This is a genomic window from Streptomyces sp. NRRL B-1347, assembly GCF_000720325.1.
In the GTDB taxonomy this organism is placed as follows: domain Bacteria; phylum Actinomycetota; class Actinomycetes; order Streptomycetales; family Streptomycetaceae; genus Streptomyces.
In genome coordinates this window covers 1-9,044 of the sequence record NZ_JOJM01000132.1, presented here as the reverse complement: position 1 = coordinate 9,044, position 9,044 = coordinate 1, and the positions used below count along the sequence as shown (strand labels likewise).

Below are 9,044 nucleotides of genomic sequence, written 5' to 3'. Positions count from 1 at the left end.
CAGCGGACGAGAACAGCACGAACGCCGACAGGTCCAGACCCGCCGTCAGCTCGTGGAGATTCACCGCCGCGTCCACCTTCGGACGCAGCACCGTGTCCAGCCGCTCCGCGGTGAGGGAGGTGAGGATGCCGTCGTCGACGACACCCGCCACGTGCACGACGGCACTCAGCTCGGCACGCACCTCGTCCAGGAGGGCGGCCAGCGCGTCCCGGTCGGCGACGTCGCACGCGGCGATCCGCACCCGCGCACCCAACTCCTCCAGCTCGGCCCGCACTTCATCCGCACCAGGAGCGTCGGCACCACGCCGCGAGACCAGCAGCAAGTCCCGTACGCCGTGCTCACCGGCCAGGTGCCGGGCCACCACCCGGCCCAGACCGCCCAGAGCACCCGTGACGAGCACGGTCCCCTCGGTCCTGAACACCGGCGGCAGGGTCAGGACGACCTTGCCGACGTGCCGGGCCTGGCTCAGGTACCGGAACGCCTCCGGCGCCCGGCGCACGTCCCACGCCTTGACCGGCAGCGGCTTCAGCACACCCCGTCGGTCTTGCCCATCTCCACGAAACGCCCGCCACGCGGCAGCAACCGCAGCGAAGCATCCACGAACTCCCTCGCCAGGGAGTTGAGGACGACGTCCACACCCCGGCCGTCGCTGGCCGCGAGCACGGTCGCCTCGAAGTCCAGGGTGCGGGAGGAGGCGATGTGGCTGTCCTCGATGCCGAGGTCCCGCAGGACGCCCCACTTCCCGGCGCTGGCCGTGCCGTACACCTCGGCGCCGAAGTGCCGGGCCAGCTGCACCGCCGCCATGCCCACACCACCGGCCGCCGCGTGCACCAGCAGCGACTGCCCCTCCTGGAGGTCAGCCAGGTCACGCAGCGCGTAGTACGCGGTCAGGAACACCGTCGGCACCGACGCCGCCTGAGCGAAGGACCAGCCCTCCGGAATCCGCGCCACCATGCGCGCGTCGGCCACGGCGAGCGGGCCGAAGCCACCGTCGATGAGGCCCAGGACGTGGTCACCGACGGCGAGGCCGCTCACTTCGGAGCCCACCTCGACGACGACACCAGCGCCTTCGGTGCCCATCACCGCGTCGCCCGGGTACATGCCCAACGCGATCAGCGCGTCACGGAAGTTGACACCCGCCGCGCGCACCTCGACACGCACCTCACCCACGCCAAGCGGCCTGCCGGCCCACTCCGGGGCGTCCTCGGCGACCGGCAGCAGCGCGAGGTTCTCCAGCGTGCCCCGGTCCGTCACACCCAGCTGCCAGGCCTCGCCCGCCGGAACGCCGAGGGTCGTGACGCCCGCGGCGGCGCGCATCAGGCGCGGCGCCCACACCACGTCCCCGCGTACGGCGATCTGGCCGCGGACACCACGTCACCAGCGCCCACACCCACGGCACCCGATGTCACCACGACCAGGCGGGAGTCCTCGCCGCCCTCGAAGGACAGCCACTCCCCCGCCACCGTCAGGACGTCGTTCAAGGTGGCGCGCACCGAAGCGGCCGTACCGCCGTCGTGCTCTTCGCCGACGCAAGCCACGAACACCGACTCCGGGACGGTGGCCCCGCCGCCGACCGCCGCGGCGAGCGCCGCCACGTCCGCGTACGCCGCCACCGCCGCACCGGCGCCCTCCAGCGCCTCCCGCAGGCCCAACTCGTCCGCGCCCAGCACGGCATATGTGGCACCGGCCGTCGCGGCAGGGGCGGACACCACGCTCCAGTCCACCCGGAACAGCGAGTCGTCGTCGGCGCCGGACGCGGCGTCCAGTTCGCCTGCCGCGAGGGCGCGCAGGACGAGGGAGTCCACCGCGGCGACGGGCTTGCCGGTCTCGTCCGCGGCGGTCAGGGTCACCGCTCCGGACTCGGCGGGCGTGAGGCGGACGCGCAGCGTCGCGGCGCCGCTCGCGTACAGCGAGACGCCTGTCCACGAGAACGGAAGCCGCGCCCCCGCCCCTTCGGCGCCCACGGCGGTGAGGGCGAGGCCGTGCAGGCCTGCGTCGAGCAGTGCCGGGTGCAGGCCGTACCCACCGGCCTCGTCGCGCTCGGCCTCCGGCAGGGCGACCTCCGCGAAGACCTCGTCGCCGCGCCGCCAGGCCGCGCGTACGCCCTGGAAGGCCGAGCCGTAGTCGAGGCCCGCGGTGGCGAAGCCCGCGTAGAGCTCGCCGGTGTCCACGGCGGTGGCACCGGCCGGGGGCCACTGCGCGAGATCGGTGTCCTGCCGCGCGGCGCGGCCGGGTTCGGCGACGGCGAGGACGCCCGCCGCGTGCCGGATCCACGGCTCGTCCGGCACGTCGTTCTGACGCCGCGAGTGCAGCGTGAAGGTGCGGCGTCCGGACTCGTCCGGCTCCTCCACCCACAGCTGGAGCTGTACGCCGCCGTCCTCGGGCAGGACGAGCGGGGCTTCCAGGATCAGCTCTTCGAGCAGGTCGCAGCCGACCTCGTCACCGGCCCGCACGGCCAGTTCGACGAAGGCCGTGCCGGGCAGCAGCGTCCGTCCGGCGACGACGTGGTCGCCGAGCCAGGCGTGCGCGTCGACCGACAGCAGGCTCGTGAACAGGCGCGCCTCGCTCCCGGCGACCTCGACGGCCGCGCCGAGCAGCGGGTGGTCCGCGGCGGCGAGCCCGGCCGACGTCACGTCGCCGGTGAGCGCCGGGGCGTGCAGCCAGTAGCTCTGCCGCTGGAAGGCGTAGGTGGGCAGGCCGACGCGGTGGCGCGACTCGACCGGGGCGTACAGCGGCGCCCAGTCGACGGCGATGCCGCGTACGTGCAGCTTGGCGAGCGCCGTGAGGAAGGCGTCGGCCTCGGGGCGGTCCTTGCGGGTGGCCGCGACGAGGCCGGACTGGCTCTCCGGCTCGGTGAGCGTGTCGTGCGCCATCGCCGTGAGCACGGAGTCCGGGCCCAGTTCGAGGAGGGTGGAGGCACCGAAGCCGGTGAGGGCGTTCAGGCCGTCGTGGAAGCGCACGGCCTCGCGGATGTGGCGCACCCAGTACTCGGGGTCCTTCAGCTCGGCGGGCCGCGCGAGCGCGCCGGTGAGGTTGGAGACGACCGGAAGCGTCGGGTCCTGGTAGGTGAGGCCCGTGGCGACCTCGCGGAAGTCCTCCAGGGCCGGGTCCATCAGCGGCGAGTGGAAGGCGTGGGAGACCTTCAGCCACTTCACCTTGCGGCCTTCACCGCGCAGGGTCTGCTCCAGGCCCTCCAGCGCCACGCGGTCACCGGAGAGCACCAGCTGCGCCGGACCGTTCACGGCGGCTACGCCCACGCGGTCCGCGATGCCGTCGAGCAGAGGCAGGACGTCCGCTTCCTCCGCCTGCACAGCGAGCATCGCCCCGCCCTCGGGCAGCGCCTGCATCAACCGGCCCCGGGCCGCGACCAGTCGGGCCGCGTCCTCCAGGGACCACAGCCCGGCCACGTACGCGGCGGCCAGCTCACCGATCGAGTGACCGCCCACGATCTCCGGACGTACGCCGAAGGACTCCGCGAGGCGGAACAGGGCGACTTCCATCGCGAACAAAGCGGGCTGCGCGTAGCCGGTCTGCTCCAGGAGGTCCGCGTCCGGACCATACATCACGCTCTGGAGCGAACGTTCTATCCACGGATCTATATGGGCACACACCTCGTCCAGCGCCGCCGCGAAGACCGGAAACGTCTCGTACAACTCGCGGCCCATGCCGAGCCGCTGACTTCCCTGGCCGGTGAAGACGACGCCCAGGCGGCCTTCGGCGACGGCGCCCGAGACGGCCGCCGGGCCGCCGGTGGTCAGTGACTCCAGGCCGGTCAGGAAGTCCTCGCGGGTGCGGCCGATGACGACCGCCCGGTGCTCGTGCAGGGCACGGCTGGACAGGAGCGACCAGCCGACCTCGACGGCGTCGAGGCCCGCGTCGGCCGTGACGTGCGCGCGCAGCCGCTCGGCCTGGGCCCGCAGCGCCTCCGCGCTCCGGGCGGACACCAGCCACGGCACGGCCGTGACCGGCGCGACCGGCTCCACGGTCTCCGTGGTCTCCTCGACCGGTGCCTGCTCCACGATGACGTGGGCGTTGGTGCCGCTCACGCCGAAGGAGGAGACACCGGCGCGGCGGGGCGTGCCGGCCTCGCGCTCGTCCCACGGCCGCGACTCGGTGAGCAGTTCCACCGCACCCGCGGACCAGTCGACGTGCGTGCTCGGCCGGTCCACGTGCAGGGACTGCGGCAGCACGCCCTCGCGCATCGCCATGACCATCTTCATGACGCCCGCGACACCGGCCGCGGCCTGGGTGTGCCCGATGTTGGACTTGATGGAGCCCAGCCACAGCGGCCGGTCGCCGGAGCGCTCCTGGCCGTACGTGGCGAGCAGGGCCTGCGCCTCGATGGGGTCGCCGAGGGTGGTGCCCGTGCCGTGGCCCTCCACGGCGTCGATCTGCTCGGGCGCGAGGTGGGCGTTGGCGAGGGCCTGGAGGATGACGCGCTGCTGGGAGGGGCCGTTGGGGGCAGTGAGGCCGTTGCTGGCGCCGTCCTGGTTCACTGCGGAGCCCCGGACGACGGCCAGGACCTCGTGGCCGTTGCGGCGGGCGTCCGACAGACGCTCCAGGAGGAGCAGGCCCGCGCCCTCGCCCCAGCCGGTGCCGTCGGCGGCGTCGGCGTACGGCTTGCAGCGGCCGTCGCCCGCGAGGCCGCGCTGCTTGCTGAAGTCGACGAAGGTGCCCGGCGTGAACATCACGGTGACGCCGCCCGCGAGGGCGAGGGTGCACTCGCCCTGGCGCAGCGCCTGGACGGCCAGGTGCAGGGCGACGAGCGACGAGGAGCAGGCCGTGTCGATGGTGACGGCGGGGCCTTCGAGGCCGAAGGTGTAGGCGACCCGGCCGGAGACGATGCTGCTGGACGCGCCGGTGCCGAGGTAGCCCTCGACGTCCTCGGGCACGGAGTGCAGGCGCGAGGCGTAGTCGTGGTACATGACGCCCGCGAAGACGCCGGTGCGGCTGCCGCGCAGCGAGGCCGGGTCGATGCCCGCCCGCTCGAACACCTCCCACGAGGTCTCCAGGAGGAGCCGCTGCTGCGGGTCGGTGGCCAGGGCCTCGCGCGGCGATATCCCGAAGAACGAGGCGTCGAACTCGTCGGCCTCGTGCAGGAAGCCGCCCTCGCGGGCGTAGGACGTACCGGAGTTGTCGGGGTCCGGGTCGTAGAGCGCGTCGGCGTCCCAGCCGCGGTTGGTGGGGAACGGCGTCAGCGCGTCGGTGCCCTGCGCGACGAGCTGCCACAGCTCCTCGGGGGTGCGGACGCCGCCGGGGTAGCGGCAGCTCATCGCGACGATCGCGATGGGCTCCTGGTCCCGCTCCTCCACCTCGCGCAGACGGCGACGAGCTTGACGCAAGTCGGATGTCGTCCGCTTGAGGTAATCCCGAAGCTTCTCCTCGTTCGACATCTCTCGTCAGCTCCTCGTGGTGTTGATAAAGGCCGCGCTCAGCGCGCCGGTCGTACGGTTCACTTCGGGTCTTTCGGCTGCTTCGGGCACGTCAGGTGAGGCCGAGCTCGTCGTCGAGCGCGTCGAAGAGTTCCTCGTCCGAGACCGCGTCCAGGTCCAGGTCGAGGTCGTCGTCCGCCGGTCCGCCCGCCTTGGCGCCCTGGCCCTGGAGGGCGCTCCAGCGCGACAGGAGGGTCTGGAGCCGGATGGTGATCTTCGATTGGGCGATGCTGTCCGCTTCCGTCGCGAGCAGGGCCGACTCCAGGCGGTCCAGCTCGTCGAGCACGGAGAGGCCGCCGCCGTTCCCGCCGTCGCCGAGCGGCAGCGCGGTGGCGAGGTGGGCCGCGAGGGCGGCCGGGGTCGGGTAGTCGAAGATCAGCGTGGCGGGCAGCCGCAGGCCGGTGGCCCCGTTCACGGCGTTGCGCAGTTCGACGGCGGTGAGCGAGTCGAAGCCCAGCTCCCGGAAGGCGCGGTGGGCCTCCACGGCCGCCGCGGACTCGTAGCCGAGGACGGCCGCCACGTGCGTGCAGACCAGTTCGGTGAGCACCTTGTCGCGCTCGGCCGCGTCGAGCCCCGCCAGCTGGGCGAGCAGGGGTGCCTGGCCCGCCGGTTCGGCCGCGGCCGCGCCCGCCGCGGCGCGCCGGGCCGGGGTGCGGACGAGGCCGCGCAGCAGCGCCGGTACGCCGTCGGCGTCGGTCTCCGCCGCGGCCCGCAGGGACGCCGCGTCCAGGCGGAGGGGGACGAGGGCGGCGGGCGCGTCGGCCGTGGTGACCGCCGCGTCGAGGAGGGCCAGGCCCTCCTCCGTGGACAGCGGGGCGACGCCGCCGCGGGCCATGCGCTGGAGGTCGGCGTCGGCGAGGCCGCCCGTCATCGCGCTGTCCTGGGCCCACATGCCCCAGGCGAGCGAGGTCGCCGGGAGGCCCTGTGCGCGGCGGGAGGCCGCGAGGGCGTCCAGGAAGCTGTTGGCGGCCGCGTAGTTCGCCTGGCCCGCGCCGCCGAGGATCCCGGCGGCGGAGGAGAACAGGACGAAGGCGGACAGGTCGCGCCCCGCGGTGAGCTCGTGCAGGTTGAGCGCCGCGTTCACCTTGGCGCGCAGCACGGTGTCGACGCGCTCCGGGGTGAGGGACGTGACGACGCCGTCGTCGAGGACGCCCGCGACGTGCACGACCGCCGAGACGTCCGCGCCCTCGTCGTCGAGGAGCCGGGCCAGGGCGTCCCGGTCGGCCACGTCGCACGCGGCGACCGTCACGCGGGTGCCGAACTCGGCGAGTTCGGCGCGCAGTTCGTCCGCTCCCGCGGCCTGCGGGCCGCGGCGTGAGACGAGCAGCAGGTCGCGTACGCCGTGGTACGCGGCCAGGTGCCGCACCACCTGGCGTCCCAGGCCGCCGAACGCGCCCGTCACGAGGACGGAGCCCTTGCCCCAGGGGGTGTCGTTCCCTCCGGTGGTTGCGACGCGGGACAGGCGCGGCACGTACGCCGCGGTACCCCGCACCGCCACCTCGGGCTCACCCGACGCGAGTACGGCAGCAAGGACCGACTCGTCGGTGTCGGCGTCGGTGTCGGTGTCGGTGTCCACGAGGACGAACCGGCCCGGGTGTTCGGAGCGGGCCGAGCGCACCAGACCCCACACGGCCGCGCCGACCGGGTCCACCACGCCGTCACCGGCGGCGACGGCGCCGCGCGTCACCACCACCAGCGGCAGCGTCTCGTACCGCGCGTCGGCCAGCAGGCCCTGCACCACGCCGAGCGCCTCGGCAAGGCGTGCCGACACGGTCTCCGGGCTCATCGCGCCCTCGGTGCCACCGGCCCGCCACACCACGGCGTCCGGAAGCTCCTCGCTCGCGCCGAGGTCCTCGTAGGAGGCCAGCGCGAGCCTGGCGGCGGACGGCAGCGGCTGCGGGCGCCACTCCACTCGGAACATCGAGTCGTCGGCCGCGCCGCCGCCGAGCCGGTCCACCGCGACCGGCCGGAACACCAGCGAGTCGACGGTGGCGACCGGGTCGCCGAGCCCGTCCGCGACGGCGAGGGACACGCCGTCGTCGCCCGTGGGGGCGAGCCGGACGCGCAGCGTCGTCGCCCCGGTCGCGTGCAGCGAGACACCGCTCCAGGCGAACGGCAGCCGCGCGCCTTCGCCCTCGGCCCCGGTGTCCCGGAGCACGCCGAGGCCGAGCACGTGCAGGGCCGCGTCGAGGAGCGCGGGGTGCAGCCGGAAGGCCTCCGCGCTGTCGGCCTGCCCCTCCGGGAGCGCGACCTCGGCGAACACCTCGTCGCCGCGCCGCCAGGCGGCACGCAGCCCCTGGAAGGCCTCCCCGTACGCGAAGCCCAGCCCCGTCAAGTGCTGGTAGAGGCCCTCGACATCGACCTCGGCCGCGTCGCGCGGCGGCCACTCGGCGAGCCGGAACTCCGGCTGCCGCAGCCCGCTGTCGGCGAGCACACCGGTGGCGTGCGCGGTCCACCCGCCGTCGGCCGCGTAGTCGTCGCGCTCCTCGCGGGAGTGCAGGACGACCGCGCGCCGCCCGTCCGCGTCCTTCGCGCCCACGGCGACCTGGAGCTGTACGGCCCCACGCTCCGGCAGCACCAGCGGGGATGCCAGGGTCAGCTCCTCCAGGACACCGCAGCCGACCTCGTCACCGGCCCGCACGGCCAGCTCGACGAACGCCGTACCGGGCAGCAGCACCCGGCCCGCCACCGCGTGATCCGCCAGCCAGGGGTGGGTGCGCAGCGAGAGCCGCCCGGTGAAGAGGTGGCCGTCCGAGTCGGCCAGCGGCACCGCCGCGCCCAGGAGCGGGTGCCCCGCCGCGACCAGTCCGGTCGCCGACACGTCGCCCGCCGAGCCCACGGCCGCGCTCGGCCAGTAGCGCCGGCGCTGGAAGGCGTAGGTGGGCAGCTCGACACGGCGACGCGTCCCGGCGTACAGCGGCGTCCAGTCGACCTCGACCCCGCGTACGTGCAGCTGCGCGAGGGCGGTGAGGAACGTACCGGGCTCCACGCGGTCCTTGCGGACGGTGGCGATCAGGCCCTTCTGCGCGGCGGGTTCGATGAGTGTGTCGTGCGCCATCGCGGTGAGGACGGCGTCCGGGCCCAGTTCCAGGAGCGTGGAGACGCCGTACCCGGTGAGGGCGTTCAGACCGTCGTGGAAGCGCACGGCCTCGCGTACGTGGCGGACCCAGTACTCCGGGTCCTTCAGTTCGGCGGTGTCCGCCAGCTCGCCGGTGAGGTTGGAGACCACCGGGAGCGTCACGTCCTGGTACGTCAGCTGCTGTGCCACGCGCCGGAAGTCGCCCAGGACGGGGTCCATGAGCGGCGAGTGGAAGGCGTGCGACACCTTCAGCCACTTCACCTTGCGGCCCTGACCGCGCAGCACCTCCTCCAAGCCTTCGAGAGCTGCGCGCTCGCCGGAGAGCACGATCTGCGCGGGCCCGTTCACGGCCGCCACACCCACGCGGTCCGAGACGCCCGCCAGCAGCGGCAGGACGTCAGCCTCCGCGATCTGCGCGGCCAGCATCGCCCCATCCTCGGGCAGCGCCTGCATCAACCGGCCGCGAGCGGCGACCAGTTGAGCCGCGTCTTCGAGAGACCAGAGCCCGGCCACGTACGCGGCAGCCAGCTCAC

4 protein-coding genes are annotated in these 9,044 nt (G+C 74.2%); all 4 read right to left on the bottom strand.

All coding sequences use genetic code 11. The annotated features are described in order from the left end of the window. On the bottom strand, nt 1–532 hold a 532-nt coding region (locus IG74_RS53935; protein WP_234334660.1), incomplete at its 3' end, for an SDR family NAD(P)-dependent oxidoreductase. Beyond that, nucleotides 526–1,317, bottom strand: a complete 792-nt coding sequence (locus IG74_RS53930; RefSeq protein ID WP_234334659.1) for a zinc-binding dehydrogenase — start codon at nt 1,315–1,317, stop codon at nt 526–528. The genes IG74_RS53935 and IG74_RS53930, both read right to left, overlap by 7 nt. After that, the gene (locus IG74_RS46940) at nt 1,317–5,393 is read right to left on the bottom strand and encodes a type I polyketide synthase (RefSeq protein WP_078869601.1); all 4,077 of its coding nucleotides are present in this window, start codon (nt 5,391–5,393) and stop codon (nt 1,317–1,319) included. The genes IG74_RS53930 and IG74_RS46940 overlap by 1 nt, the downstream gene beginning before the upstream one ends. 91 nt (nt 5,394–5,484) lie before the next feature. Beyond that, nucleotides 5,485–9,044: SDR family NAD(P)-dependent oxidoreductase (locus IG74_RS0143195; RefSeq protein WP_030688998.1), on the bottom strand; the 3,560-nt coding region annotated here is incomplete at its 5' end.